This window comes from Geomonas sp. Red32 (genome assembly GCF_023652955.1).
Taxonomy (GTDB): Bacteria; Desulfobacterota; Desulfuromonadia; order Geobacterales; family Geobacteraceae; genus Geomonas.
The window spans coordinates 198388-222035 of the sequence record NZ_JAKLOY010000004.1 but is presented as its reverse complement, the minus strand read 5'-3'; the positions used below and the strand labels follow the sequence as shown (position 1 = coordinate 222035).

The 23648-nt window shown below is 64.9% G+C and carries 24 protein-coding genes; 16 read left to right on the top strand and 8 right to left on the bottom strand.

The window, feature by feature from the left end:
* Positions 1–8 precede the first annotated feature (8 nt).
* The gene (locus L4X63_RS12615) at positions 9–380 is read left to right on the top strand and encodes a hypothetical protein (protein WP_250678995.1); all 372 of its coding nucleotides are present in this window, start codon (positions 9–11) and stop codon (positions 378–380) included.
* A gap of 153 nt (positions 381–533) precedes the next feature.
* On the opposite strand, the gene L4X63_RS12610 is transcribed toward L4X63_RS12615, so the two are convergent.
* Complete coding sequence (locus L4X63_RS12610) at positions 534–1412, bottom strand: alpha/beta fold hydrolase (RefSeq protein ID WP_250678994.1); 879 nt, start codon at positions 1410–1412, stop codon at positions 534–536.
* A gap of 83 nt (positions 1413–1495) precedes the next feature.
* Between L4X63_RS12610 and L4X63_RS12605 the strand changes: the two genes are divergently transcribed.
* From L4X63_RS12605 to L4X63_RS12575, 7 genes are all read left to right on the top strand, one after another.
* Positions 1496–1966 (top strand): CYTH domain-containing protein, encoded by a 471-nt coding sequence (locus tag L4X63_RS12605; protein ID WP_250678993.1) that lies wholly within the window; start codon positions 1496–1498, stop codon positions 1964–1966.
* Positions 1967–2198: 232 nt separating this feature from the next.
* Entirely contained in the window at positions 2199–3806 is a 1608-nt protein-coding gene (locus L4X63_RS12600; protein ID WP_250678992.1) for a methyl-accepting chemotaxis protein, read from the top strand.
* A gap of 570 nt (positions 3807–4376) precedes the next feature.
* Positions 4377–5834: a B12-binding domain-containing radical SAM protein gene (locus L4X63_RS12595; RefSeq protein WP_250678991.1), complete on the top strand. Its 1458-nt coding sequence runs from the start codon at positions 4377–4379 to the stop codon at positions 5832–5834.
* Between the two features lie 115 nt (positions 5835–5949).
* Complete coding sequence (locus L4X63_RS12590; protein WP_250678990.1) at positions 5950–6726, top strand: hypothetical protein; 777 nt, start codon at positions 5950–5952, stop codon at positions 6724–6726.
* Between the two features lie 19 nt (positions 6727–6745).
* Positions 6746–7453 carry a methyltransferase domain-containing protein gene (locus L4X63_RS12585; protein ID WP_250678989.1) on the top strand — a complete coding sequence of 236 codons (708 nt, stop codon included), beginning with the start codon at positions 6746–6748 and terminating at the stop codon, positions 7451–7453.
* The gene (locus L4X63_RS12580) at positions 7450–8691 is read left to right on the top strand and encodes a U32 family peptidase (RefSeq protein WP_250678988.1); all 1242 of its coding nucleotides are present in this window, start codon (positions 7450–7452) and stop codon (positions 8689–8691) included. The genes L4X63_RS12585 and L4X63_RS12580 overlap by 4 nt, the downstream gene beginning before the upstream one ends.
* Positions 8684–9775, top strand: coding sequence for a type III polyketide synthase (locus tag L4X63_RS12575; RefSeq protein WP_250678987.1), 1092 nt, complete (start codon positions 8684–8686; stop codon positions 9773–9775). The genes L4X63_RS12580 and L4X63_RS12575 overlap by 8 nt, the downstream gene beginning before the upstream one ends.
* 13 nt (positions 9776–9788) lie before the next feature.
* Here L4X63_RS12575 and L4X63_RS12570 read toward each other — a convergent pair whose 3' ends face one another.
* Both L4X63_RS12570 and L4X63_RS12565 read right to left on the bottom strand, forming a co-directional pair.
* Positions 9789–11204 (bottom strand): B12-binding domain-containing radical SAM protein, encoded by a 1416-nt coding sequence (locus L4X63_RS12570; protein WP_250678986.1) that lies wholly within the window; start codon positions 11202–11204, stop codon positions 9789–9791.
* A gap of 50 nt (positions 11205–11254) precedes the next feature.
* Positions 11255–12754, bottom strand: a complete 1500-nt coding sequence (locus tag L4X63_RS12565) for a leucyl aminopeptidase (protein ID WP_250678985.1) — start codon at positions 12752–12754, stop codon at positions 11255–11257.
* Between the two features lie 247 nt (positions 12755–13001).
* On the opposite strand from L4X63_RS12565, the gene L4X63_RS12560 reads away from it, so the two are divergent.
* The gene (locus L4X63_RS12560) at positions 13002–13670 is read left to right on the top strand and encodes a DUF922 domain-containing protein (protein WP_250678984.1); all 669 of its coding nucleotides are present in this window, start codon (positions 13002–13004) and stop codon (positions 13668–13670) included.
* A 104-nt stretch (positions 13671–13774) separates the two neighbouring features.
* On the opposite strand, the gene L4X63_RS12555 is transcribed toward L4X63_RS12560, so the two are convergent.
* Together L4X63_RS12555 and L4X63_RS12550 are read right to left on the bottom strand one after the other, a co-directional pair.
* On the bottom strand, positions 13775–13951 hold the full coding sequence (locus L4X63_RS12555; protein WP_250678983.1) for a hypothetical protein: 177 nt from the start codon (positions 13949–13951) through the stop codon (positions 13775–13777).
* A 185-nt stretch (positions 13952–14136) separates the two neighbouring features.
* The gene (locus tag L4X63_RS12550; protein ID WP_250678982.1) at positions 14137–14556 is read right to left on the bottom strand and encodes a c-type cytochrome; all 420 of its coding nucleotides are present in this window, start codon (positions 14554–14556) and stop codon (positions 14137–14139) included.
* 143 nt (positions 14557–14699) lie between these two features.
* Here L4X63_RS12550 and L4X63_RS12545 point away from each other — a divergent pair, with 143 nt between their 5' ends.
* Genes L4X63_RS12545 through L4X63_RS12515 form a run of 7 tightly spaced genes read left to right on the top strand, consistent with a single transcriptional unit; the run spans position 14700 to position 21391 of the window.
* Positions 14700–15188, top strand: a complete 489-nt coding sequence (locus tag L4X63_RS12545) for a (2Fe-2S)-binding protein (RefSeq protein WP_250678981.1) — start codon at positions 14700–14702, stop codon at positions 15186–15188.
* Entirely contained in the window at positions 15185–17359 is a 2175-nt protein-coding gene (locus tag L4X63_RS12540) for a xanthine dehydrogenase family protein molybdopterin-binding subunit (protein ID WP_250678980.1), read from the top strand. The genes L4X63_RS12545 and L4X63_RS12540 overlap by 4 nt, the downstream gene beginning before the upstream one ends.
* A 55-nt stretch (positions 17360–17414) precedes the next feature.
* Positions 17415–18077, top strand: a complete 663-nt coding sequence (locus L4X63_RS12535) for a hypothetical protein (RefSeq protein ID WP_250678979.1) — start codon at positions 17415–17417, stop codon at positions 18075–18077.
* A 14-nt stretch (positions 18078–18091) separates the two neighbouring features.
* Positions 18092–18442 carry a hypothetical protein gene (locus L4X63_RS12530; protein WP_250678978.1) on the top strand — a complete coding sequence of 117 codons (351 nt, stop codon included), beginning with the start codon at positions 18092–18094 and terminating at the stop codon, positions 18440–18442.
* Positions 18443–18469: 27 nt separating this feature from the next.
* Positions 18470–19621: an acyl-CoA dehydrogenase family protein gene (locus tag L4X63_RS12525; protein WP_250678977.1), complete on the top strand. Its 1152-nt coding sequence runs from the start codon at positions 18470–18472 to the stop codon at positions 19619–19621.
* On the top strand, positions 19618–20910 hold the full coding sequence (locus tag L4X63_RS12520; RefSeq protein WP_250678976.1) for a thiolase C-terminal domain-containing protein: 1293 nt from the start codon (positions 19618–19620) through the stop codon (positions 20908–20910). The genes L4X63_RS12525 and L4X63_RS12520 overlap by 4 nt, the downstream gene beginning before the upstream one ends.
* A 1-nt stretch (position 20911) precedes the next feature.
* Positions 20912–21391, top strand: coding sequence for a Zn-ribbon domain-containing OB-fold protein (locus L4X63_RS12515; RefSeq protein ID WP_250678975.1), 480 nt, complete (start codon positions 20912–20914; stop codon positions 21389–21391).
* 253 nt (positions 21392–21644) lie between these two features.
* On the opposite strand, the gene L4X63_RS12510 is transcribed toward L4X63_RS12515, so the two are convergent.
* From L4X63_RS12510 to L4X63_RS12500, 3 genes are read right to left on the bottom strand one after another with little or no spacing between them, the layout of a single operon-like run.
* A complete protein-coding gene (locus L4X63_RS12510; RefSeq protein WP_250678974.1) occupies positions 21645–22601 on the bottom strand; it encodes a sensor domain-containing diguanylate cyclase in 957 nt (318 codons plus the stop codon).
* Complete coding sequence (locus L4X63_RS12505) at positions 22588–23229, bottom strand: chemotaxis protein CheC (protein WP_250678973.1); 642 nt, start codon at positions 23227–23229, stop codon at positions 22588–22590. Before L4X63_RS12505 ends, L4X63_RS12510 begins: the two co-directional genes overlap by 14 nt.
* The gene (locus L4X63_RS12500) at positions 23222–23605 is read right to left on the bottom strand and encodes a response regulator (protein ID WP_250678972.1); all 384 of its coding nucleotides are present in this window, start codon (positions 23603–23605) and stop codon (positions 23222–23224) included. The genes L4X63_RS12505 and L4X63_RS12500 overlap by 8 nt, the downstream gene beginning before the upstream one ends.
* Between the last annotated feature and the right edge of the window lie 43 nt (positions 23606–23648).

The window sequence follows — 23648 nt, the reverse complement described above, 5'->3', positions numbered from 1 at the left end:
AGGCTGCTATGAAGGCTGCGCCTGAGCTGGACGAACGGTTCGCCCGCTACGTTGGCAACGGGGAGCGCAAGGGAGCCGGCGCCACCTCGCCCCGCATCATGTTGATCAGGCACGCGGAGAAGCCGGCCGGAGAGGGTCCTCCCTACGGGGTGGACGGCGAGGGGAACCGCGAGGAGGACTCGATCACCCCGCTCGGCTGGCAGCGTGCCGGAGCCCTCGTTGTCCTCTTCGCACCCGCCCACGGGGCCTTGCAGGGCCCCGGCCTTTCCCCCCCCCAGTACCTCTTCGCCTGCGGCAAGGAAAAGGAGCGTACCCGGCTCCGCCCCCTGCAGACCGTCGTCCCGCTCGCCAAGCGGCTGCTTTTGGGTGGGGACGAGTAAAGTCCCGGAACCTGCAGATGCTTTTGGGTGGGGATGAGTAGAGTCTTGGAACGCGGATGACGCGGATTCAACGGATACGCGGATGAAGCTCAAAGACTTTGATTTTAAACTCTCAAGCCTTTGATTGATCCACGTTTATCCGCTACATCCGCGTCATCCGCGTTCTCGTTCATTTGACGTGAGGTTTATGGCCGTTACAAACCGGTCGATGATGCCGAAGGTTTCCCGCGGCTTCTCTTCCTGCGGGTTGTGGCCGCACTGCTCGATGATCTCCAGCTGTGAGCCGGGGATGACGGCGTTGAGCCGGGTCCCCTGGGAAAGGGGAACGATGCGGTCCTCCCTCCCCCACAGAAGAAGCACCGGGAGCCTCAGGCCGCCGAAGTGGGAGGCGAGCTCTTCCGCGTCGTCCGGCACCAGCGAACGGCAGGTCTCCACCAGGGCCCGCTTGGCCGCCCGGTCCCGGTAGCAGGGGGCGTACCTCTTGATGTGTTCCCGGTCCACCAGGCTATGGTCGTGGTAGGCCGCCTTCAGTCCCACCTTGATCCAGATATCCGGGGCGTACAGAGCCACGAAAAGCCGTCCCACCAGCGGGTAGGCGAACAGCTCGGCGATGAGCGGCAGCTGCTGGAGGTAGCCCGGCCCGGCCATGATCACCAGGGAGGAGACCAGCGCCTCCTTGCCGGCCAGTTGGAGCTCGACCGCGGCCATCAGCGTCACCGCCCCCCCCAGCGAATGTCCCACCACGGTTGCCCCGGCGAGCTCCTCCTTTTCCAGGAAAGCGATCAGCCTCCGGCTGTGCCCCCGCATGGAGTAGTCGCCGTTTTTCGGCTTGGACGAATCTCCCGATCCCAGGAGGTCCACGAGGTACAGGGTGTAGCGGCCGGCGGGAAAGAGCGGCACCAGGTCCTTCCAGCAGGCGGACCGGGAAGCGAGCCCGTGCAAAAGGACCAGGCGCTCTGGGCCGTTTCCGTACTTCCGGTAGCGGAGGGTCTCCGATTCGGAGAGGTGACAGGCGATAGGTGTGGAATTCATGGGGATGATTGTACCAGAACCGGCGTGAAACGCCCGCGGCGAATAGGCTCGCGGCGCGGTACGCAATTCGGAAGGAGTGCGAGATGGCGAAAGAGATCGAACGTAAATTCCTGGTCACCGGCGATGAGTGGAGAGAGGGGGCTGCGGCCATCCACACCCGCCAGGGGTATCTCTCTTCCGGGCCGGAATGCACCGTGCGGGTGCGCCTGCAGGGGGAGAAGGCCTTTCTCACCATCAAGGGGAAAACCCAGGGGGTGAGCCGGGACGAGTACGAGTATCCGATCCCGCCGGAGGATGCCGCCGAGATGCTGGACAACCTCTGCCCGTCGCCGCAGGTCGAGAAGAACCGCTACCACGTCACCTACGCCGGGATCCAATGGGAAGTGGACGAGTTTTTGGCCGACAACGCTGGCCTGATCGTGGCCGAGGTCGAACTCGAGAGCGAGGATCAGCAGGTCGAGCTGCCCCCTTGGGCCGGCGAAGAGGTCTCCCACGACCCGAAGTACCGCAACGTGAGCCTCGTTCGGCACCCCTTCTCCACGTGGGGAAAGTAGAGGGGAAAACGAGGAAATAGCAGCGCTCCCCGCTCTTCCAACGTATACGCTATCCCGCCATTCTTCTTCAATGAAACGCTAAAGTTATCAGCGCCGGGGTCGATTGGGTACTTTGTCGCTCGGTATCAATTTAATCTCGAAACCGTTGGCTGGCGTTAATCAGGTCGCGCCTCCAGCCGGTTCTCGGGATGCCGTTGTTACCGATCTATCCTACCTTGCAGGAGCCCCGCGATTGAAGATAGCCACCAAGATTTCTCTCTCCATTATTGTTGCCGTCTGTTTTGCCGTAGCCGTTACTTCCTGCCTGTCTCTGTACCAGACCAAAAAGGAACTCACCAACAAGGCCAGGATCGACCTCGACGCCAGGATGAGAACCCTTCACCTGCTGATAGAGAGCAAGGGGGGCGATCTGAGGGTGGCCGACGGCAAGCTGATGGCCGGCTCGTACGTGATCAACGGCAACTACGAGATCCCCGACAAGATCAAAGAGCTCTTCGGCGGCGCGGCGACCATCTTCATGCAGGATACCCGTATCTCCACCAACGTGATGAAGCCGGACGGAAGCCGCGCGGTGGGGACGAAACTGCAGGGGGCGGCCTATGACACGGTCCTCAAGGAGGGGAAACCGTTCCGCGGGGCGGCCGAGATCCTGGGAGTTCCCTACTTCACCGCCTACGACCCCATCGTGGACCGCTCCGGTGCCGTCATCGGCGCCCTCTACGTGGGGGAAAAGCAGAGCGAGTACCTGGCCCTCTTCCAGCATCTCGCCTACATCGTGGCCGGCACCGGACTGGCCCTCGGGGCCGTGCTCTCGCTCGTCATGCTGGTGCTGGTGAAGGGGCTTCTGCGGCCTTTGGGAAGGATGTGCGAGATGATCGAGGATATCGCCCAGGGGGAGGGGGATCTCACCAAGCGGCTCGAGGTGAACTCGTCCGACGAGATCGGGGAGGTCGCCGGGTGGATGAACCACTTCATGGAGAAGCTCCATGGCATCATCTCCCGCACCGCCGAGACTACCCAGCGGCTGGCTGCCGCTGCCGCGCGGCTGGAGGAGACGGCCGGGAAGATGGCGCAGGGAACCGACCGGGTGGCGGCCCAGGCCGAGTCGATCGCCACCGCGGGGGACGAGATGTCCGCCACCTCGGGCGATATCGCACAGAACTGCGGGAAGGCCGCGGACGGGTCGGGCCGCACCTCGAAGGCCGCCGCGGAAGGGGCTAAGGTGGTGGAGGAAACCATCACCCTCATGGCCGGCATCGCCCAGCGGGTCGAAGAGAGCGCCCAGCGGGTGGCGGGGCTCGGGACGCGCTCGGAGCAGATCGGCGCCATCGTCTGCACCATCGAGGACATCGCGGACCAGACCAACCTCTTGGCCCTCAATGCCGCCATCGAGGCGGCCCGGGCCGGCGAGCAGGGGCGCGGCTTCGCGGTGGTGGCCGACGAGGTGCGGGCCCTGGCCGAACGGACCGGGAAGGCCACCAGGGAGATCGGGGCGATGATCCGGGGAATCCAAGGGGAGATCGGCTGTGCGGTGGTCGCCATGGAACAGGACGTCCAGGAGGTGACCAAGGGGAGCGATCAGGCAGCGGGGTCGGGACGGGCCCTGGAAGAGATCCTTGCCATGGTCGACGACATGACGGTCCAGATTCACCAGGTGGCGACCGCAGCCGAGGAACAGACGGCGACCACCGAGGAGATTAGCCACAACATGCACGACATCAACCACGCCCTCGCCGAGACCTCCCACGGGGTCCAGGAAGCGGCGGCGGCCGCCCACCAACTCGCCTCGATGGCCGAAGATCTCCGCCAGATCGTCGGCCAGTTCCGGCTGCGGGCATAGGCAACCGCGTTCTCCCCCTGAGTCCCCTAACGGTCCCGAAAGGCTCTGCAGCCTTTTGAAAAGGAAAAAGGCCCGCCGGCACTGAAGCCGCGGGCCTTTCCCGGAAAATAATTGACGCCCATGTTGGGACCTTCCTGAGTCTCCGTTGCACAGGTATGTGACGCCCGTTAGGGTGCGATGAGGTACCCGAACTGGTGGAGTCACGAACCTATTTCAGCGGGTTTGGCCGCTGGAACGGATGAGGGGTGTAGCCGCTTCAGTTTTTACACTTTGGCCGGCTCCGGTTCGCGTGGACGTCAATTACCAACCCCTATGGCCTTTTGGGGACCATGGGGATTGTTTCAAAGAGCTTGGTCCTTCCTTCCATTAGCTTCATTCTACTCCCCCCCTAATTCCGGTGTCAACAGCACCTCTCATGGAAAAACCTCTCCCCACCCGCTAATCTTTTTTCTTCCTTCCGCCAAGGGCCGTCCAGCGGGGATCTCTCTTTCTGATACACTCTTGCTAATCCAATGAAAGCGGCAACGCGGCCCGATTCATCGAGGTTTACCCGGCACCATAGGCGAGGTTATGACCGCGCGCATCCTCATCATCAATACCAACCGCGAACTCTCTCCCCAGCCGGCGGTGCCGGTGGGGGCGGCCTGGGTCGCGGAGGCGCTCCACCAGGCGGGTTTCAACGTGAAGCTGCTGGATCTCTGCTTCGCTCCCGACCCGCTCAAGGCGATCGAGCGGATGCTGGCAGTCTTTTACCCGGAAGGGATCGGCCTGTCGGTGAGGAACCTCGATAACTGCGACTACCTGGCCCCCCGGAGCTATCTCCCCGAGCTCAAGGAGGTGGCCGCGCTCCTCAAAAGCCGCAGCGGCGCGAGAATCCTGGTCGGCGGGGCGGGGGCGAGCATCATGCCCCGGCAGCTCCTCGACTTCCTCGACCTCGATCACGCGGTGGTGGGGGAGGGGGAGCGGGCGGCGGTGGCTTTTTTCGGTGGGGACGGTGGGGGAAAAGGGATTCCCGGCCTGGTTTCGCGCGGCGGCCTCAAGGAGGGGAGCCGGCAGGCGGGCGGCCCGGAGGCGAATGCGGCCGCGGTCACCCCTTCCTGCGGCACCATCGATACCATGCCCCAGTTGCACCGCTGGATCGACACCCGCCGCTACCTGAAGCTGGAACCGGTGCTCCCGGTGCAGGGTAAGCGCGGCTGCGCCAAGCGCTGCCTTTACTGCACCTACGGCCGGATCGAGGGGGAGAGCTGGCGCCTGCGGGAGCCCTCCCGGGTGGTGGAGGAGATCGAGCGCTCCATCCGCGACACCGGCGCCCGCGAGTTCGAATTCGTGGACAGCGTCTTCAACGAGCCGGAGGGATACCTCGAAGGGGTGCTGGAGGAGGTACTGAGGAAGAGGGTGAGGGCCCGCTTCCGTGTCTCCTCTCTTTCTCCGAAGGGGCTCACCGCAAAGCAGTTGGCCCTGATGGAGCGAAGCGGCGTGAAATCGCTGGTGGTGACCCCGGAGAGCGCCTGCGAAAGGACCCTTGCCTCCCTGGGGAAAGACTTCGGAGAGGACGACGTGCGCCGCGCCGCCGAACTCTTCTCGGCGAGCCGGATGCGGGCACTCTGGTGTTTTCTGGTGGGGGCTCCGGGCGAGGACGAGGCGAGCCTGGCCAAGACCGTCTCCTTCATCGACGGCGCGATCGGGAGCAAGGATGCCGCCTTCGTCACCATGGGAATCAGGGTCTATCCCGGCACGCCGCTCCATCGGGTGGCCGTTGACGAAGGGATCTTCACCGCCAGCCACGACTTTTTGATGCCGTCATTTTATTTCAGCAGCAAGCTCACTACCGGCCGCGCCAGGGAGTGCTTTCAGCGCGGGGTACACGACCTGTCCCGCTGTATCTTCGTCTCCGATACCGGCTCCCGCACTGTCACCGGGCTGCGCCGTCTCGGCACCATGATGAAGCTCCCCGGCCCCTTCTGGCGCTATGCCAGGTATCTCAACCGGATCAACGGGAAGACGCGGGTGATCTACCGCGGCTGATACCCGGGAAAGCAGATTGCAGATATTGTGTTACAATCCTCCAATCTTTTTGCGGCGGTCAGTCGCCCCTCTTAAAAGGGTGCGCCGCCACGCCGCCACCACCGGAGGTCCTGCTATGAGAGTTCGTCTGCTCCTGTTGCTCCTCCTTTTCCTTCTTGGCACCACTTTACGAGCCCAGGCCGCCCAGGTGCCGGTCCGCTTCAGCGAAGGGATGACGCGCGGCTTTCTCGTCCTCAACGACAGCGCTGGGAAAAGGCCCGCCTCGGGCGATTTCCTCCAGGTTGAAAACGGCGAGGAGGTCAAGGCCCGCGTGCTCCTGCACTTCAAGGACGGCTCCCTCCACGACGAGACTGCCGTTTTCACCCAGCACAAGCTCTTTTCCCTCCAGAGCTATCGCCTTATCCAGAAAGGCCCCTCCTTCCCCGTTGGGATGGACATTACCGTCGACTGCGCCAAGGGGAGCTACCGGATCAAGACCACCGAGCGCAAGAACGGTCGCGAGAAGGAGCTGACCGGGAAGCTCGACCTCCCGCCGGACGTCTACAACGGGATGGTTCCGACGGTGGTAAAGAATCTCCCGAAAGGGGCGAGCGAGAAGATCCACATGATCGCCTTCACCCCGGCCCCCCGGGTAATCGAGCTGGACATCTCCCCCACCGGGGAAGTGCCGGTCACCATCGGCGACCTCAAACGGGCTGCCGAACACTACGTCCTGAAGGCCAGGCTCGGCTGGCTGAAGATCCCCGCCGCCCTCACCGGCCGCACGCCGCCCGACGACCACATCTGGACCATCGCCAGCGACGTCCCGGCCTTCCTCAAGTTCGAAGGTCCCCTCTACACGGACGGCCCCATCTGGCGGATCGAGCTGACCAGCCCGGTGTGGGGCAAGTAGCCTCGCGAAAGGATTCCCGATGCCGTTCGTCCCGCAGAAAAGAACCGCTCCCGAGTTCCTCGATCTGCCGCCGGAGTCCTACGGCGCCGCCGAGCTGGAGGGAACCCTGGCCGACATCCGGACCATCAACCGCTACCTGGGCGACAGCCGGGCGGTGGTGAAGCATCTCTCCCGGATGGTGGCGGGGCGCGGCTCCTTCAGCGTGCTCGATATCGCTACCGGGTCGGCGGATATCCCGGTCGCCGTGGTGAAGTGGGCGAGGAGCCGGGGTATGCGGGCCGAGGTGACTGCGGTGGACATCAACGAGCGGACCGTGGACATCGCGCGCCGGGAGACGGGCGCTTACCCGGAGATCAGGCTGGAGGTGGCCGACGGACTGAGCCTCCCCTTTGCCGACGGAAGTTTCGACGTGGTTCTCTGCAGCAAGACCAATCACCACCTGACCGACGAGGAGAACGTCCGCCTCATCAAGGAGATGCAGCGGCTCGCCCGGCGGGGATACCTGGTGATGGATCTCAGGAGGAGCTGGGTCGCCTGGTTCCTGATCCGGATGCTGAGCACCCTTTTCACCAGCAACCGGCTGACCCGCTACGACGGTCCGCTTTCCGTCCTGAAATCCTTCACCGACCAGGAACTGGCCTCCCTGGCCCGCCAGGCCGGGACCGCGCGGTTCCGGGTGAGCCGGGAGCCGTTCTGGCTGCTCGTTCTCGCGGGGGAGGTGGGATGAGGTTCTCGGTCGCCACCAACTTCCAGCCCGACCTCGTGGCCGCCCTTCAGGGGTATCCGGTCACCGAGCTGTTCGGGAAGCTCCCCTCCGACCCGGTGGGGGGAGGGCGGGCCTCCTTCATGCTTTCCCCCTTGAGCGCCCACGCCTTCGAGCGGCACGTACGCGAGGCGAGGGCGAAGGGGATCGGCTTCAACTACCTGGTCAACCCGGCCTGCCTGGACAACCTGGAGTACACCAGGAAGGGGCAGACGGCGCTCGAGCGGCTGCTGGGATTCGTCGAGGATTGCGGGGTGAGCTCGGTGACGGTATCGCTCCCCTTTCTCCTCCCCATCATAAAGAAGCGCCATCCCCGCCTGAAGGTGCGGGTCGGGGTGTACGCCCGGGTCGACTGTGTGGCGAAGGCCCGTTTCTGGGAGGAGATGGGGGCCGACTGCATCACCTTGGAGTCGATCGCCATCAACCGGGACTTTGCCATGCTGAAGGCGATCCGGCGGGCGGTGAAGCTGGAGCTGCAGCTGATCGCCAATTCCAACTGCATGATCTTCTGTCCGCTCTCCGGGCAGCACATGGTGAACCTCTCCCACGCTTCCCAGAAGGGGCACGCGAGCCGCGGCTTTATGATCGATTACTGCGCGCTCCGCTGCTCCCACGACAAGCTCGCCGACCCCACCCACTTCCTGCGCTCCGAGTTCATCCGCCCGGAGGATCTCGGGATCTACCGCGAACTGGGGTTCGATTCCTTCAAGATCCTGGAGCGGGGGGCGCCGACCCCGGTGCTCGCTACCCGGGTGCGGGCGTACACGGAGGGGCGCTTCGACGGCAACCTCCTGGAGCTGATCCAGCCGTACGGCTACAAGGTGCGGGGGGAGGAGAAGCCCGGTCGGCTCGCGGAGCTCCGCAGGTTTCTCCGGTACTTCTTCCGCCCCGGTGTGGTGAAAGCGGGAGGTCTCTTGCGGCTCAAGAGGCTCGCCGAGAAGCGGGGACTGATCCGGGCTCTCGAACGGGACCCGGTGCGGGTGGACAACCGCGCCCTGGACGGCTTCGTCGAGGGGATCAGGGATATCGGCTGCCGGGAGACGGCGTGCGGGGAGTGCGGTTACTGCGCCCGCTGGACCGAAAGGGCGGTCACCGTCGACGAGGAGTACCGCCGCGAAATGATGGAGCTTTACCGTGAGGTCTTCGAGGAGATGTATTCCGGCGCCCTGTGGGGCGTCCGTCAAGGGGGAAGGCATGACTAGGGAACCGGCAAACCAGTATCGAACCAGAGACCACTCCCGGCGCGCCTTCCTCGGCTCGCTCGCCACCGTCGCGCCCCCTATGGGGACCGACCAGCGCACCGCGGCCGAGCTCCTGAAAGAGCACTTCGGCAACCGGCTCACCGCGAGGAGCATCGCCCAGATCAGGGCCACCTTCCTCCATTCGAGCATCCGCAAGCGGCACTTTGCCATCGACGAGCCGGCCGACATCATGGGGGAGAGCGCCGATCAGCGGGTCCGCCGCTTCACCGAGCGCTCGATAGATCTCTCCGCGAAGGCAGTGGAGAGCGCCCTGGCGAAGGTCGGCCTGACCGTGAAGGATGTCACCGCGCTGGTGGTCAACACCTGCACCGGCTACATCTGCCCCGGCATCTCCACCTACCTCCTGGAGCGGCTGGGGCTTGGGCGGACGACCCCGGTGTACGACCTGGTGGGAAGCGGCTGCGGCGGGGCGATCCCCAACCTGCAGGTGGCGGAGGCCATGCTGAAGGCGAACGGCGGGGTGGTGGTGAGTGTGGCGGTGGAGATCTGCAGCGCCGCCTTCCAGATGGACAACGACCTGAGTCTCATCCTCTCCAACGCCATCTTCGGCGACGGCGCGGCGGCGGCGGTGCTCTGGGAGCGGCCGTCCGGATTCGAGCTGGTGGCTTCGGCGGGGCGCTACATTCCGGAGCAGCGGGAGTCGATCCGCTTCGTCCACAAGAACGGGCAGCTCCACAACCAGCTCTCCCTCGAACTGCCGGAGCTGGTCGGTAAGGCCGCGGCGGCCGTGGTGGAAGATCTCTTTGCGGAGGCGGCGGTGAAACCGCACCAGGTGGGGCATTGGGCGCTGCATACCGGAGGGGACAAGATTCTCGCCGCGGTGCGCGACAGCGTGGGGATCGACGAGGAGGCGATGTGGGCCACCCGGAAGGTGCTGGCGGAGTACGGCAACATGTCGTCCCCCACCGTGCTTTTCGTCCTGGAGGAGCTCCTGCAGCAGGGGATCGAGCCGCAGCAGTTGTGCGTCTTGTTGGCCTACGGCGCCGGCCTCTCTGCCCACGGCTACCTGCTGAGAAAGACCTGATCCCGTCGGCCTTTCAGAACCTGTGCCGCGAGCGGAACTGGTCGCCGGTGAACCACCCCCGCACGAGGTCGAGGTTGTTCAGCACCACCTTCAATGCGGCCTTCTCGCGCCGCCGCACGAAGTAATTCCCGATGAACATCCCGGGACTGAAGAAAGCCTTCAGGTTCTCCCAGTTCATGATCCTGTTCAGCTGCCGCTCGCTCAGGTGGCGCGTCCGCACGTTGCACATGAAGCCGGTGTACCGGCTCAGGTCGTGCGGGTTGGTCACCAGCCCCTCCTTCATGAGCTCCTCCCGGATGCGGGTCCCCGGGTAAGGGGTCACGCACTGGACGTAGGGGAGATCGATCCGCAGCCGCTTCGAGGCCCGGAAGATGGCCCGGATGTCCTCGGCGCGGTCGTCCGGGTTCCCGATGATGAAGCCCCCCATCACGCCGATCCCGTGCTCGCGCAGCCGCCGCACGGCCTCCTCGGTCTTTTCCTGCACCTCCCCCTTCTGGAAAAGCAGCAGATTCTTCGGGATGACCGATTCGATTCCGAGAAAGACCATGGTGAAGTTCGCCTTGGCCAGCGCCGGAATCAGCCCGGCATCGGCCACCATCCCCGCCACCGAAGCCTGAACCAGGTACTCCATGTCGTTGAGCCCCTCTGCGGCGATGGCCTCGGCGATCCTCCGGAAGCGCCGGGGATCGAGGGTGATGTTGTCGTCGACCAGCAGGACGCTCCGCGTTCCCCGCCTCTTGAGCTCCTTCAGGTCGGCCACTACCCGCTCGACGGCATGGCAGCGAAAGCTCGATCCGTACATTCCGGTGATCGAGCAGAAGGTGCAGGTCATGGTGCAGCCGCGCGAGGTCTCCAGGCAGTCCAGTTTTCTTCCGAGGTAGCTGAAGGTGTCGAGCAGGCGGGCGTCGCGGGCGGGGAGGGGGAGCGACTCCATCTCCATGAGCGGGGCCGCCGGGTTGTGCCTGAAGACCCCCTGGTGGCACCAGGAGAGCGAGGGTACCTCCTCGTAGGGAAGCTCCCCATGGAGGGCCTTCACCAGGGCCACCATGGCCCGTTCGCCTTCGCCCCTGACCAGGAAATCGAAAGGGGCGGGCCAGCGGCTGGTGAGCTCGCGGTAGGCGAGGGTGGCATGGTAGCCGCCGAGGACGACGTGGGCGCTCGGGATGGTCTCGTGGCAGATCTTCATCACGCGGACCGCGCTCTGGTACTGGAAGCTCATGCTGCTGATCCCGACGATCTCGGGGCGGAACTCGGCCAGGAGTTTGCCGAGCCAGGAGGCGATGTTCCGCTGGACCAGCACGAGGTCCACGATCTTCACCCCGTGCTCCGGCAAATGGGCCGCGATCGAGCAGAGGCCGAGGTTGGGGACCTTGATGACGCGGTTGAAGTTGTTGGCGGCGTCCGGCATTGCCAGCAGCAGTATTCTCATCGAGAGGTCGCTCCGGGTAGGGGAGATAGGTTCGACTGGACAGGTTATGGCTATCCGTGCGGGACGCGGTAGCGGTTGCCGCCCAGGTAGTCGATGAGGAGGCGGACGCCGACGCCGGTGGCCCCTTTGGGGCTGTCGGGGCGCGCCTTGTCGGCCCAGGCGACCCCGGCGATGTCGAGATGGACCCAGCGGTTTTGCCCGACGAACTGCTTGAGGAACCAGGCTGCGCTGATGGCTCCGCCGTCGCGGGTGCTGGCGGCGTTCTTGAGATCGGCGATGTCGCTCTTCATCAGTTCGCCGTACTCCTCCCAAAGCGGCATCTCCCAGACCCGCTCGCCGCTTCGGTCCCCGGCCCGTTTCAGGTCTTCGATCAGCCGCCGGTCGTTCCCCATCATCCCCGCGGTCTCGTGGCCGAGCGCCACCACGCAGGCGCCGGTGAGGGTGGCTAAGTCGATGACCGCCGCGGGCTTGTAGTGGGTGCAGGCGTAGTGCAATGCGTCGCAGAGGACGAGCCTCCCCTCGGCGTCGGTGTTGGTGATCTCGATGGTGGTCCCGGACATGGCGGTGATGACGTCCCCCGGCTTGTAGGCCCGCCCCCCCGGCATGTTCTCGGCGGTGGGGACGATCCCCACCAGGTTGACCGGCAGTTTCATGAGGGCGGCGGCCTCCATGGTCCCCAAGACCGCCGCGGCGCCGGCCATGTCGGTCTTCATCGCCTCCATCCCGGCGCCCGGCTTCAGGGAGATCCCGCCGGTGTCGAAGGTGATCCCTTTTCCGACCAGCACGGTGGGACGGATGCGTTCGCCCGCGCCGTTGTACTCGGTGACGATGAGGCGGGGAGGCTCCACCGACCCCTTGCCGACCGCCAAGAGCGCGTTCATCCCCATGCTCTCCAGAACGTCGGCCTCGAGGACCAGGCAGCTCAGGGACCTGCGGGCCGCGAGCTCGTGGGCCGCGGAGGCCAGGTAGCCGGTGGTGGCTACGTTTCCCGGCTGCGACACCAGGTCGCGGGCGAGCTGCACGCCGCGGTAGATGGCATCGGCGCGGTGCGCCACCTCCCAGGCCGCCTCCTCGTTTCTGTTCACCAGCACCGTCATGGTATCGAAGCGGAAACGCTCCTCGCGCTCCTTGGTCTTGAACTCGTCGAAGCTGTAGCTCCCGAGCAGGGCCCCCTCGCAAGCCACCTGCAGCGCGGTCTCATGGCTGGCGGCCAGCTGGAGGGCCAGGGCAAAGGAGGGGATCCGGGCCCGGCGGAGGGCCTGGACGGCGTCGCCTGCGGCGTTACGGATCCGCCGGTCGTCGAGATCTCCCCTTTTTCCCAGTCCCGCCAGCAGCACCCGTTGGGGAGCGAGCTTGCCGAGCGTGTGGATGAGGTGGGTGGAACCGGGCTTGCCGGTGAACTCCCTGGTGGAGGCCAGCTTGGTCAGGATCCCGTCCAAGGCCTGATCGATGGAGGAATAAAGCTCGTCGGGGCCATCTTCGTAACACCCCACCACGAGGGCGGCGGTGGAAAAGTCGAGCGGGGAGGAGGTGATGACGTCTATTCTCATGGCAACCTCGTTCTGCTGGATTGGATGGTTCTACTAAAGGATGCAATGAAAAAGTCGATTATGCAAACGGCAGCTTATGAGTGAGACCACCGCCGCCCGGTGACATATCCGGAAACCGGAATGTAACTGTCCGGAGTTTCGTTGCTTTGTGACGTGAGTCACTTACAGGAAGCGAACTTTTCCTTACTCTGTCGGCAGTCTCAATCTAACGTTGCAGCAATCCTACTTCGCCGGAGGGCACTCCTCGATGTCTTTGCGCACCACCCTGTTACTGACCGCGGCCATTGCTCTTTTCTCATCTACCAACCTGCTTGCCGCGAGTTCCGGACCGGTCAAACCGGTTCCTGCCTCGAAACTGGAGATCTCTTCCACATCCATGCACCAACCGGCATCGGCAGCTTCCTGTGAGCTTAAGGTGAAGGAGCGCTACGAGTACTATGACATCGACGGCCCCACCGTTGAGGATCTCCAGCGCCAGATGAGACATAACGGCACCAAGTGGGGGGATGGGAATGTCTATGCAGCCCTCACCACCTGGGATCTTCATTTCGACTATGACATCTCCGAAGACGACGGACACTGCTCGGTCAAGTCGGTGAAGACCAACGTCGAGATCGTCTACCACCTGCCGAGGCTGGTTGGCGGCAACGCGGCGGAGCTGGCCCCCGTCTGGGAGAAGTACCTGGCCCACCTGAAGCTGCACGAGTTCGGCCATAAGGACATTACGGTGAAGACCGCGGGGGAGATCAACGAGGTGCTCTCTTCGCTGCAGAACTACAAGAACGAAGGGGAACTGGAGAAGGAGGCCAAGCGGCTGACCGACGAGAAGCTGCGGGAGCTGAAAGACCTCCAGGTGGGATACGATGCCAAGACCCACCACGGCGAGACACAGGGGGCGGTGCTCGCCGCGGAGTAGCCCGATGGTCAGGGGCCGCCGGCGGAGGGCTTCTCGATCCGCTTGCGGAGCTCCTGGTACAGCACAGCAGTCACCAAGAAACCTCTCCCCGAGGTAACCCCGTTTCATGCTAATTCCTCCTCTTCCCGCCTCGCCTCCATCCTGCGCACCGGGTCGCGGCACATCTCCCGCAGATCCTGAATCTCGCCGGTGAGAGGGGGGAGGCCGATGCCGGCCCTGGCGGTCGCCGCCTTGAGCTCGCAGCAGGTCACCAGCCCGTCCAACGGGTCGTGCTGCCCCATGGAGAGTGCCTCGGGACGGGAGAGGTCGATAGGTGGACTGCGTCACAAAAGGGAAGGATCCTGGGAAGGAGCGGCCGTTTCCGGAGCCTGGCCGGTACGTGGGGAAAAGGGGGCTCCCGCCGTCGGTAGTGCCCCCCTCCCTGGATTTCCGGGAGGGGGGGCGGCGAGTTGGCGAGGGGGAGGAACTATTTGAAGGTCGCCAGGGTGTAGTCGGCGACCTTTTTAGCGTCGTCGTCGGAGATCTGGGTGACCGGGAACTTGGTCATGCCTTGGCCGGGGTTGCGCATCAGCTTGACGACATCGTCGGCGGTCTTGACGCCGTTGGCGTCCAGGTCGGCCTTCTTGAGCGTCTTCTTCGCGTTCATCACGTTCCCGCCGTCGGGATGGCAGGAAGCGCAGTACTGCTTGAAGAGGGCTTCTCCGGTCAGCCCGGTGCTGGCGGGGGAAGGCTGGGCCGGGGTGCTGGGGGGGGGCACCGCGGAAGCCGATGACGTGGCCTTGGCGGCCGGTGTCTCCGCCTGCTGGGGTGCTTGCTTCTTGCACCCCGCCATTCCGATTGCGCCGATAGCTACCACTGCCAAGGATAAGGCGATACGTCTCTGCATGGGCACTCCTCCTTTGTGTGAATTTCGCTTAAGTGTAGCAGAACTCCTTTTGCAGTCTTGCCCACCTTTGACAAAAATTTAATTAGTGTTAATTTTTTTGTTGATTCCACCCCCCACATTATGCCCTCGCTGCAGGAGGCCCGATGATTCCCATCAAGGTCAATGGAAAGGCCTATGAGCTCGACGTGCCGGCGGACATGCCGCTACTTTGGGTGATCCGCGACGAATTGGGGCTTACCGGCACCAAGTACGGCTGCGGAAGCGCCCTCTGCGGGGCCTGCACGGTCCACGTGGACGGCCGGGCGGTCCGCTCCTGCGTCACCCCGGTCTCGGCGGTGGCGGGGAAGGAGGTGGTGACCATCGAGGGGCTCTCCTCCCCCGGCATGCACCCGGTCCAGCAGGCCTGGATCGAGGAGGACGTTCCCCAGTGCGGCTACTGCCAGCCGGGCCAGATCATGTCGGCGGTGGCGCTGCTCGCGGTCAATCCCCACCCGAGCGATGCCGACATCGAACAGGCGATGGCGGGGAACATCTGCCGCTGCGGGACCTACCAGCGGATCAAGGGAGCCATCCACCGCGCCGCCGGGAAGGTGGCGGCGGAGCCGGGGAGGCCCGCCGGGAGGAAACCATGAGCGACATCCTCTCCATGAGCCGTCGCGACTTCCTGAAGAGCGGAGCGGTGGCAGGTGCCGGGCTGATCCTCGGGTTCTCGCTGCCGGCTGCGGCGCAGCAGCCGGGGAAGAAGCGGATGCCGTACTACCCGAACGCCTTTCTCCACATCGGCCGTGACAACGCGGTCACCGTTTTCGTCAACAAGTCCGAGATGGGGCAGGGGGTCTATACGGCGATCCCGATGCTGATCGCGGAGGAGCTCGATTGCGACTGGGGGAAGGTACGGGCGGTCCCCGCCCCGGTGGCCGAGATCTACGCGAACCCCATGAGCGGCAAGCAGATGACGGGGGGGAGCACCAGTGTAAGGACCGAATGGGAACGGATGCGCAAGGTTGGGGCGGCGGCCCGCAGCATGCTGGTGAGCGCGGCGGCCAAGAGGGCGGGGGTGGCTCCCTCCTCCTGCCGGACCTCCGGCGGCAAGGTCATCCTCCCCGGCGGAAAGAGCATCGAGTACGGCGCGGTCGCCGAGGCGGCTGCCCTGCTGCCGGTCCCCCCCGAGCCGGTACTGAAGGCCCCCTCCAGCTTCACGCTCCTCGGCAAGCCGCTCCGGCGGCTGGACACCCCGGTCAAGGTGAACGGATCGGCCCTTTTCGGGATCGATACCAAGCTCCCCGGCCTGCTGGTCGCGCTGGTGGCGAGGGGGCCGGTCTACGGCGGTACGGTCCGCAGCTTCGACGCCACCAAGGCCCGGGCGGTCCCGGGAGTGGTCGCCGTCGTCAAGATCGACACCGGAGTGGCGGTGGTCGCCAAAGGATACTGGGCCGCCAAGAGAGGGCGGGACGTGCTGGAGATCGACTGGGACGACGGCGCCCGGGCCGGGCTTTCCACCGGGAAGATGCGGACCGCCTACGCGGTGCTCTCCAAGAGTCCCGGGACAATCGCCCGTAACGACGGCGGCGCCGAGGCCGCCCTGGCCGCCTCCCCTAACCGGGTGAACGCCCAGTACGACCTTCCCTACCTCGCCCATGCCGACCTGGAGCCTTTGAACTGCACCGTGGATCTGCGGCGGGACAGCTGCGAAATCTGGGCAGGTACCCAGGGGCAGACCCTCTGCCGCGACCTGGCCGCCTCGCTCACCGGGCTTCCCCCCGAGAAGGTGAAGGTCCACACCACCTACCTCGGGGGAGGCTTCGGGCGCCGGGGGAATCCCCATCAGGATTTCGTCACCATGGCAGTCCAGGTGGCCCGCGAGATCCGCAAGCCGGTCAAGGTGATCTGGACCCGCGAAGACGACATGAGAGGGGGGTACTACCGGCCGCTGTGGCACGCCCGGATGAGCGGCGGGTTCGACGAGAAGGGACGGGTGATCGCCTGGCGGCACCGGATCGTCGGGCAGTCGATCATGAAGGGAACCTTCAACGAGAAGAGCCGGATCAAGAACGGGGTCGACCTCTCCTCGGTGGAGGGAGCCCAGCAGGTCCCCTACGAGATCCCGAACCTCCTGGTCGATCTCCACAGCCCCGAGCCGGGGATGCCGGTGCAGTGGTGGCGATCGGTCGGGCACTCCCACACCGGCTTCGAGGTCGAGAGCTTCATCGACGAGCTCGCCCAGGTGGCCGGGAAGGACCCCTACCAGTTCCGGCGCGGGCTCCTGTCGAACCATCCCCGGCACCTCGGGGTCCTCGATCTCGCCGCCCGCAAGGCGGGGTGGGGGGAGAAGCTCCCCGGGGGAAGGGGGCGCGGCATCGCGGTCTTCGAGTCCTACGGGAGCTACGTCTGCCAGGTGGCCGACGTCACCCTGAAGCCGGACGGCCGGGTACGGGTGGACCGGGTGGTCTGTGCGGTCGACTGCGGCATGACGGTCAATCCCTCCATCATCGAGGCGCAGATGCAGGGGGGCATCGTCTTCGGGCTGTCGGCCGCCCTCTACGGCGCCATTACCCTGGAAAACGGCCGGGTCCAGCAGGATAACTTTAACGACTACCCGGTGCTCCGGATGGACGAGATGCCCAAGGTCGAGGTGCATATCGTAGAGAGCCGCGAGAAGCCGGGAGGGATCGGAGAGACCGCCGTTCCCCCCATCGCCCCCGCGGTGACCAATGCGATCTTCGCCGCCACCGGCCGCAGGGTGAGACAGCTCCCGATCTACAACATCGAACCGGGCTCCTTCAACGTGATCCTCAACGCCTGAGTTGGGCTTCCGCTCCCCCCGCAAAGCCGGGTGCCGGGGCGGATGGGAGGAACTGATGAGACTTGCCAAGCCTCAGCGGGATCCGTCGCTTTTCCGCATGCTGGCGGTCAGGCTGCTGGTGGCGGCAATCGCTGCCCTGCTGGCCTTCTTCGTCTGCCGCGGCATCTTCAACCCTTTACGGGGCGGGCCCCCCCCGGCCTCCCTGGTCAGCCGGGCCGAAGCGGCCTCCCCGGATACCGGCGCGGGAGCCGAGGCGTTCGCGAAGGCCTGCAAGGTGCTTCTCCATCCCCGCTGCGTGAACTGCCATCCCGAGGGGGACCGCCCGCTGGTCGGGGACCGCAGCCGTCCGCACCCCATGCACGTGGAACGGGGACGGGGCGGCCTCGGGAAAAACGGCCTTTTCTGCACCACCTGCCATCAGGAGAAGAACCAGGAGTACGATCACACCCCTCCCGGGGCGCCGGAGTGGCAGCTCCCTCCGGAGGACATGAAGATGGTCTTCGAGAAGAAGACGCCGCGGCAGCTGTGCGAGCAGTTGAAGGATCCCGCCCGCAACGGATCGCGAACTCCGGCCGAGGTGGTCGATCACGTGCGGGATGCTCCCCTGGTGCTGTGGGGGTGGCATCCCGGTGACGGCCGCACGCCGGTGCCGATGCCGCACGCCGAGTTCGTCAAGCTGATGTCCACCTGGGCCGATAGCGGAGCCCCCTGCCCGTGACAAAGGAGCCGACCATGTTGCCAACGACCAAGTTTTCCTCGCTCGCCCTCCTGCTCCTCCTTTGGGCCGCCACGGCCTCGTGCGTGGCCGCCCCCAACCGCGCCGCCGGCATCGTTCCTCCGGACACTCCCGAGACTCGCGATCCCGCCAAGGCGGGGGCCTGCGACTGCTGCCAGAAGTGCAAGGCGGCCAAGAGTCCGGTGCAGTCGAAGAGCAAGGAGGGGGAAGCGGTGCAGGACGGCTGCGAGGACTGCTGCAACCGTTGCGGCCAGCCGTTGAAGCCCGCGCCGCTCGGGACCCCGCCGGAGATCATGGAGAAGACTGCTCCGCCGGACATCAAGGAGATCCCGGGACAGAAGCAATAGGCAGGCAGGAAACCAGAGGCTACTACCATGGAATTCGAACTTAACGACGAGCAGCAGCAACTCCAGGAGCGGATCCGCGACTTTGCCGACCGCGAGCTGGCACCCGGCGCCTCCCAGCGGGACGCCACCGCGGAGTTTCCCGCCCACGCGGTGAAGAGGCTCCAGGAGATGGGACTCTTCGGCCTGATCTTTCCCGCCCGCTACGGCGGAGGAGGGAAGGATTTCGTCAGCTACATCACGGCGGTGGAGGAACTGGCGCGGGTGGACGCCTCGGTCACCATCACCCTCCTCGCCCACACCCTCTGCGCAACCCACCTCGACCTCTTCGCCTCCCACGAGCAGAAGGAGCGCTACCTCGCCCCGCTGGTCACCGGCGAGACCATCGGGGCCTGGGCCCTCTCCGAGCCTGAAGCCGGGAGCGATGCCGGGGGGATCGGCACCACCGCGCTTCGCGACGGGGAGGGGTGGCTGCTGAACGGCCGCAAGCACTTCATCAGTAACGGGTCGCGGGCCGGCGTGCTGGTGGTGATGGCCAAGAGCGATCCCTCCCGGGGGGCCAAGGGGATCTCCGCCTTCGTGCTGCCGGGGGGCGTCAAGGGGCTCGAGAAGGGGAAGAACCTCGAGAAGCTCGGCTACCGGTCGAGCGACACGGTGGCGCTCCTTTTGAAGGGCCTCCGGCTTCCCGCCGAGGCGCTGATCGGCGGGGAGAACGAGGGATTCACCCAGGCCATGCAGGTGCTCGCGGCGGGGCGGATCGGGATGGCCGCTATGGCGGTCGGCATCGGCCGGGCCTGCCTGGAGCAGAGCATCGACTACCTCCAGAAACGGAGCGCGTTCGGGATCAAGATCGCCGAGTTCGAGGCGCTGCAGTGGATGGTGGCCGACATGGCGACCGAACTCGACGCCGCGAGACTCTTGACCCTGCGGGCCGCCAGGCGCAAGGACTGCGGCGTCCCCTTCGGCCGGGAGGCGTCGATGGCGAAACTGTACGCCTCCGAGGCGGCCATGCGGGCGGCGCTCAAGGCGGTGCAGATGCACGGCGGCCATGGATACACCAAGGCCTTCCCGGTGGAGCGCTACTTCCGGGAGGCCAAGCTCTGCGAGATCGGCGAGGGGACCTCCGAAGTCCAGCGTCTGGTCATCGCCCGCTCCTACCTTAAAGAGGTGATCAAGTCATGAGACCGGTCTACATGATCTCCGGAGGAATAACCAAGTTCGCCAAGGCGCTCCCGCAGACCGATTTCCGCCGGATGGTGAAAGACGCCTTCGACTACGCCCTTGCCGACCTCCCGTCCCTATCCCGCGAGGAGATCGACGGGAGCGTCTGCTCCTACTTCTCCGATCACTTCACCCGACAGCTGATGGCCGGCGCCATGGTGCAGGACTACCTCGGGCTGAACCCGAAGCCCTCCCGGCGGGTGGAGGGGGGAGGAGCCACCGGCGGCCTCTGCTTCCAGTCCGCCTGGGAGGCGGTCGCCTCGGGGCGGATGGAGGTCTGCCTGGCGATGGGGTTCGAGACCATGGGGAGGGTGAACACCTGGAAGGGGAACGAGTTCATCGCCCTTGCCTCGGACACCAACTTCGACTACCCGGTCGGGGGATTCTACACCGGCTACTACGCGATGATGGTAGTGCGCCACATGCACGAGTTCGGGACCACCGTCGAACAGATGGCCAAGGTCTCCATCAAGAACCACCTGAACGCGCTCTATAACCCCTACGCCCAGCGCCCCGGGCGGCTGACCATCGAACAGGTGCGCGCCTCCCAGATGGTCTCCGAGCCGCTGACTCTGCTCGACATCTGCCAGATGTCCGAGGGGGCCGCGGTGGCGATCCTCGCCTCGGAGGAGGCCGCCCAGCGGCTGGGGGGGAATCCCGTACGGGTCACCGGGGTGGGGTGCGGCACCGACGCCATGCGGATGGCGGACCGCCCCCAGGGGAAGGTCATCCTCCTTCCCCACGAGAGCGCCGAGGAATACGCCGGTCTCCGCTATCCCGGCGTCCACTCTTTCCGCGGGGGGAGGATGGCGGCCAAGCTCGCCTACGGGATGGCGGGGATCCGCGACCCGGGGGAGGAGCTCGATTTCGTGGAACTGCACGACGCCTATACCTCGTCCGAGATCCAGACCTGCGAGGACCTGGGGCTTTGCCGGTACGGGGAAGGGGGGCGCTACGTCGATTCCGGCGCACCCTTCCTGCCCAACCTCGACTACGGGCTTAGCTTTTCGGGCGAAAAGAAGTGGCGGCCGCTCCCGGTCAATCCGTCGGGGGGGCTCCTCGCCTGCGGGCATCCGGTCGGGGCGACCGGTCTCATGCAGGCGGTCTTTGCCTTCTGGCAGCTTCAGGGGACCATCGGAAAGCATCTGAACGACGCCACCCTCCAGCTCCCAGAGCCGCGGCGGGGGCTTATCCACAGCCACGCGGGGACCGGGACCTACATCACGGTCTCCATCCTGGAGAGGGTGTGACATGGACAAAGACGCGAAACTTGCCGAAAACGAGGAGGGTACCGTCCTCTTCAACACCGATCCCATCATCATCAAGTACCACTACGAGATTGACTACCTCCACTCCTATGCGCAGGACTCCCCCTTCTTCACCGGGCTGACCAGGAGGAAGCTGCTCGGGAGCCGCTGCACCTCCTGCGACCGCCGGTTCGCCACCCCGCGCGGGCACTGCATGGAGTGCGGGGCTCCCACCGAATGGTTCGAGCTTCCCCACGAGGGGAGGGTGCACACCTTCACCACCTGCCACTTCGGTGGACAGGCCTTCCTCAAGGAGACCCCCTTCACGCTGATCATGGTGGAGTTCGAGGGGGTCGACACCCTGTTCCTTTCCCGCCTGATCGGCGCCCGTCCCGAGGAGATCTCGGTCGGCATGCCGGTGCAAGCCCGCTTCTTGAGAAACTGCAAGTTCAAGCCGACTGACGTCTACTTCGTGCCGAAGTGACGGTGGACGCCGTGGACGCCGTGGACTGCGTGGACTGCGTGGACTGCGGCTGCGTTTCTCAGCCATTTCGGCCGGCCGAAATGTGGGGTTAACTGGCCGATTTAGTTGTTGTTTTGTCAAAAAAATGGTACAAAATCTCATTAAAGAATCGCCTGGCGTGGCGGTGCGTGGGTTGCGTGGGTGGAGGGTGTGGGCCGGGGAGAGGTTGAGTGGAGGGGGGCGGCCGAATGGGGCGCCGGTAGCTGGTCGGGACCTAGTTGGCGAGGAGGCTGGAGGCGCTGGCGGGGTGGGGAGCCGATTCCTCAAGGGCGGCACAGGTCACCCGGTTTCTCCCCTGGTGCTTGGACCGGTACAGGGCGTCGTCGGCGGCATTCACGAGTCTTTCCAGGGTGTCGCGCCCCGGGGAGAGCTCGGCCACCCCGACGCTGATGGTGACCTTCAGGGTGTGGGCGCCGAAGGTGTGAACCTTCTCCTCCACCATCCCCCGCAGCCGCTCCGCCAGCAGGACGGCGTTGTCGGAGGCGGTCTCCGGCAGCACGCAGCAGAATTCCTCCCCCCCGTAACGTCCCACCACGTCGATCCTCCGCACGGTGTCCTTCAGGAGGTTGGCGATCGCCTTGATGACCTGGTCCCCACAGACGTGCCCATAGGTGTCGTTGATCGACTTGAAGAAGTCGATGTCGATCATCAGCACGCTGAGCGGCGTCCCGTACCGCTGGGCCCGGCTCATCTCCTCGCTCAGGGTCTGCTCGAGATGGCTGCGGTTCAAGAGCCTGGTCATGGGATCGAGCCGGCTCATCTCCACCAGCCGGTGCTCGTACATCACGTACTCGGTGACGTCCTGGATGGTGATGTAGATGCTCTCGATGGCCCTCTGGTCGTTCCTGATCGGGCCGGCGGTGCAGTTTTGCTGCATGTAGGGGATGTGGGCGACGCTTGGGTGCGGATTCTTCATCGGGATCAGCTGCCGGTGAAGCTTTTGGGAGAAGAAGGCGTAGTTGCCGAAGGAGAGGACGCTCTTGAAGAACCGGCTGAATTCCGGCTGGGCGAGGTGCGGGTAGAACTGCAGGATCGATTTCCCCTCCACTTCGGCAAACGACAGCGAGCTGTGGAGTTCCATCCAGCGGTTCCAGGCCCGCACCCTCAGGTCGCGGTCCAGGACCATCAATCCGAGATTGATGTTCTGAAAGATCTGGTCATGCGCCTGCATATTTTTGGAGGTAGTTCGCTATTGACTGCTTGAGCCAGGAGAGGGCGGCCCCGTTGCTGACCATGAAGAGGTAGCCGCGGGCGTCGTACTCCTCGAACTGGAAGAGGGTCTTGAAGAAGATCGCAAACGCTCCCTCTGCCTCGAACGATTCCCGTAGCGCGTCGCTTATCTGCTCGCGGGCGTAGAAACGGGGGGGAGAGTAGCTGACCACGTCCCCGAGCATCTCGGCGATCTTGCTGATGCAGGCGCCGATGATGATGTTGCTGATCTCGATCAGCGATTCCCGCTCCAGGACATCCATGTCGTGCCCCTCGGTCCCCAGTTCGCCGTTGAAGAGCCGCAGGAGCTTTTTCCCCTCGCCGTGCGGGAAGATGAGGATGCTCGATCCGCTGAAGTTGCCGGAAAACATCTGGGTCACCATGCTCATCTCGCCGGTGTCCGGGATCTTCCCCTTGATGTAGCGGGCCACCTCCCCGTGAGCCAGGACGTCGATGTAGGGAACCGACAGGGTGACGTACAGGTTGATGACCTCCGACAACCCGGCTGCCGCCTGGCCAAAGGATATGTTCATGATTTCCTGGAGAACGTCCTTCTCCAGTGGGGTCATCAGCGATGCGGTCTCACTCATCACGATTTTGCTCCGCTTTTTCCAGCGCCCGGGCCAGTTTCTCCTGCAGGACCTCCTTGCTGCACGGCTTACTGAGCACGCCAAAGGCCCCCAGCTTCTCTACCATCTCCAACGTCTGCCGCTGGATGTCGGCGGTGCAGACGATCACCACTGCGTTGGGGTAATCTTCCTTGATGGCGGCGAGGACGTCGAGTCCGTTCATCCCCGGCATGGTCAGGTCCAGGAAGGTGACGTCCGGCTCCATGGCGCGAAACGCTTCCAAGGCGCTCAGGCCGTCCGAAGCTTCGGCGATTTCATGCCCCTGGTCTTTGGGGATGCTGGCGATGTGGCACATCCGCGCCACCATGGAATCATCGACTACCAGTATCTTTGCCATTGAACCCTCGTTACCTGTCGTGGTAAGGGAGATATCAGCTCAC

Coding starts and splice junctions, on each gene's coding strand:
- L4X63_RS12615 (WP_250678995.1), top strand. CDS start 9: ATGAAGGCTGCGCCTGAGCTGGACGAACGGTTCGCCCGCTACGTTGGC.
- L4X63_RS12610 (WP_250678994.1), bottom strand. CDS start 1,412: ATGAATTCCACACCTATCGCCTGTCACCTCTCCGAATCGGAGACCCTC.
- L4X63_RS12605 (WP_250678993.1), top strand. CDS start 1,496: ATGGCGAAAGAGATCGAACGTAAATTCCTGGTCACCGGCGATGAGTGG.
- L4X63_RS12595 (WP_250678991.1), top strand. CDS start 4,377: ATGACCGCGCGCATCCTCATCATCAATACCAACCGCGAACTCTCTCCC.
- L4X63_RS12590 (WP_250678990.1), top strand. CDS start 5,950: ATGAGAGTTCGTCTGCTCCTGTTGCTCCTCCTTTTCCTTCTTGGCACC.
- L4X63_RS12585 (WP_250678989.1), top strand. CDS start 6,746: ATGCCGTTCGTCCCGCAGAAAAGAACCGCTCCCGAGTTCCTCGATCTG.
- L4X63_RS12580 (WP_250678988.1), top strand. CDS start 7,450: ATGAGGTTCTCGGTCGCCACCAACTTCCAGCCCGACCTCGTGGCCGCC.
- L4X63_RS12575 (WP_250678987.1), top strand. CDS start 8,684: ATGACTAGGGAACCGGCAAACCAGTATCGAACCAGAGACCACTCCCGG.
- L4X63_RS12570 (WP_250678986.1), bottom strand. CDS start 11,204: ATGAGAATACTGCTGCTGGCAATGCCGGACGCCGCCAACAACTTCAAC.
- L4X63_RS12565 (WP_250678985.1), bottom strand. CDS start 12,754: ATGAGAATAGACGTCATCACCTCCTCCCCGCTCGACTTTTCCACCGCC.
- L4X63_RS12560 (WP_250678984.1), top strand. CDS start 13,002: ATGTCTTTGCGCACCACCCTGTTACTGACCGCGGCCATTGCTCTTTTC.
- L4X63_RS12555 (WP_250678983.1), bottom strand. CDS start 13,951: ATGGGGCAGCACGACCCGTTGGACGGGCTGGTGACCTGCTGCGAGCTC.
- L4X63_RS12550 (WP_250678982.1), bottom strand. CDS start 14,556: ATGCAGAGACGTATCGCCTTATCCTTGGCAGTGGTAGCTATCGGCGCA.
- L4X63_RS12545 (WP_250678981.1), top strand. CDS start 14,700: ATGATTCCCATCAAGGTCAATGGAAAGGCCTATGAGCTCGACGTGCCG.
- L4X63_RS12540 (WP_250678980.1), top strand. CDS start 15,185: ATGAGCGACATCCTCTCCATGAGCCGTCGCGACTTCCTGAAGAGCGGA.
- L4X63_RS12535 (WP_250678979.1), top strand. CDS start 17,415: ATGAGACTTGCCAAGCCTCAGCGGGATCCGTCGCTTTTCCGCATGCTG.
- L4X63_RS12530 (WP_250678978.1), top strand. CDS start 18,092: ATGTTGCCAACGACCAAGTTTTCCTCGCTCGCCCTCCTGCTCCTCCTT.
- L4X63_RS12525 (WP_250678977.1), top strand. CDS start 18,470: ATGGAATTCGAACTTAACGACGAGCAGCAGCAACTCCAGGAGCGGATC.
- L4X63_RS12520 (WP_250678976.1), top strand. CDS start 19,618: ATGAGACCGGTCTACATGATCTCCGGAGGAATAACCAAGTTCGCCAAG.
- L4X63_RS12515 (WP_250678975.1), top strand. CDS start 20,912: ATGGACAAAGACGCGAAACTTGCCGAAAACGAGGAGGGTACCGTCCTC.
- L4X63_RS12510 (WP_250678974.1), bottom strand. CDS start 22,601: ATGCAGGCGCATGACCAGATCTTTCAGAACATCAATCTCGGATTGATG.
- L4X63_RS12505 (WP_250678973.1), bottom strand. CDS start 23,229: ATGAGTGAGACCGCATCGCTGATGACCCCACTGGAGAAGGACGTTCTC.
- L4X63_RS12500 (WP_250678972.1), bottom strand. CDS start 23,605: ATGGCAAAGATACTGGTAGTCGATGATTCCATGGTGGCGCGGATGTGC.